The 1,736-nt window shown below is 43.0% G+C and carries 1 protein-coding gene; it reads left to right on the forward strand.

Features of this window, described 5'->3' with window-relative positions; all coding sequences use genetic code 11:
* Positions 1-679 precede the first annotated feature (679 nt).
* Positions 680-1,165, forward strand: coding sequence for a sigma-70 RNA polymerase sigma factor region 4 domain-containing protein (locus tag STRDD11_RS03280; RefSeq protein WP_128835281.1), 486 nt, complete (start codon positions 680-682; stop codon positions 1,163-1,165).
* The last annotated feature ends 571 nt before the right edge of the window (positions 1,166-1,736 follow it).

A 1,736-nucleotide genomic window follows, 5' to 3' on the forward strand; every position in this document is an offset into this window, starting at 1 on the left:
CCTTCTCTTCAGTCTTTTTTCAGTTAACAAAAACACCTGGAAAGGCTATGATAGCAGCCTTTCCAGGTGTTTTCTTATTTACCGTCATTTAGTTTATCTGTTATTACTTTTTTAGCTCGTACTGCGTCTTGCAATCAAACGATAGAAATAGATGAAATTAGGTACAGTTGTCCCAGCTCCGGATTGCAGATAAGGCAAGCAAAGCTTGCATCAGCCGCAAAGCCAGTACAGCTGACATTACCTTGCGTAAGTTCCATTCGCTGCCCTATTTATACAGAGGCTGTGACAAAAGTCCTTCAGTTTCGCTTTGTTTTGGTAAAAAATTCTTGACGCGGTAGCTGATTGCTCAAAGCAGTCTGCTAGATTGTTTGAGCTAGCAGATAAAGAAAACGAAGCTTTCGTCAGCTCTCTGAGAGGCGCACAAAAAGACTTTTTTTAGCAATGAGGCGGCGAAGTCGATGGCTGTGGACCGAACACATTAAATGAATTGTTAAAAATAGAGTAGTTTTTCGGACAATCCTGATATTTTCTCCCTCAAATGACTGAAAAATTGCCTGAACTGACCTAAAATGGCAGATGAGGGGCAGAAGAGGATTGAAAACAGTCTTTTGAGAGACAGACCTCCATTCAGACAGATCTTTTCGTTATACTGTTCTTAACAATTAATTGAGGAGGCCCTATGGACTTTAAAGAAACCTATGATAAAGTTAAGTGGATTGTCTGGAAATGCCAAAAAAACTATTATGTGCATCTATGGGAGAAGAGCGACTGGGAGCAGGAAGGCATGTTGGTACTATATGAATTGCTGCAGCAGGAAGCTGGGATTGAAGAAGATGAGAGCAAACTCTACCGTTACTTTAAAACCAAATTCCGAAACCATATCCATGATATCATCCGCAAACAGGAAAGCCAGAAACGCAGACTGGACCGGCAGCCCTATGAGGAAGTGAGCGACATCAGTCATCGGCTCCAGTCTAAAGAGCTTTTTCTGGATGAATTAGTAGCATTCCGAGAAGCTATCGGTCATTATAAAGAAACACTGGATGCTCAAGGGCAGGAAAACTATCAGCGGCTGCTGGGGAATGAGCGTTTTAAAGGCCGCAGAGCCATGCTTCGAGATTTAGAAGAGCACCTGCAGGACTTTCGGAACAGCACAATCCTATAAGAGCTGAGGCTGAGAAAAAAGTCCTTCAGTCTCGCTTTGTTTTGATAAAAAACTCTTGACGCGGCAGCCGATTGCTCAAAAGCTCCAGTGGAGCTTTTGAGGTTATAGATAGAGCTTCTGGGAGGAAGCAGCAAAAGCATTGCTTTGAGGTTATGGATGAAACATCCGTTAGGATGTGTCAAGACTGTTCGTCTTTTAGACTCCAAAAAATTCCTGCATTGAGGAAAACTCTGTTTTCCTTATCCCCAACCTCTCCCAGTCCCCCGGACTGTGAGAGCCTCGCGGGCTGGGAGTGAAAAGGTCTGGGAGACCTTTTCAGCCTGAGCTTAGAAACAAAAGAGTGAAGGGAACTAAATTTTTAAAAATTTTATACAGTATCTTCTAAAAGATCCATCCCTCTGTGGATGAGGGCGCAGCCATCATGGGAGTCTATCCCACCGCCTTTTTGGCGCTTTCCATCGGTCTTTTACCTTTCATCTAAAAGTAGAGCTTTCAATACCTCTCTGCCTAGCACGGGTTCTCATGGGCTAAGCAGCTTCCTATATAAAAAATTTAAAAATACATAACCCAA

The organism is Streptococcus sp. DD11 (assembly GCF_001578865.1).
GTDB lineage: Bacteria > Bacillota > Bacilli > Lactobacillales > Streptococcaceae > Streptococcus > Streptococcus panodentis.

What these genes read in the sequence shown, in the direction of transcription:
- STRDD11_RS03280 (WP_128835281.1), top strand. Translation starts at nt 680, where the DNA reads ATGGACTTTAAAGAAACCTATGATAAAGTTAAGTGGATTGTCTGGAAA.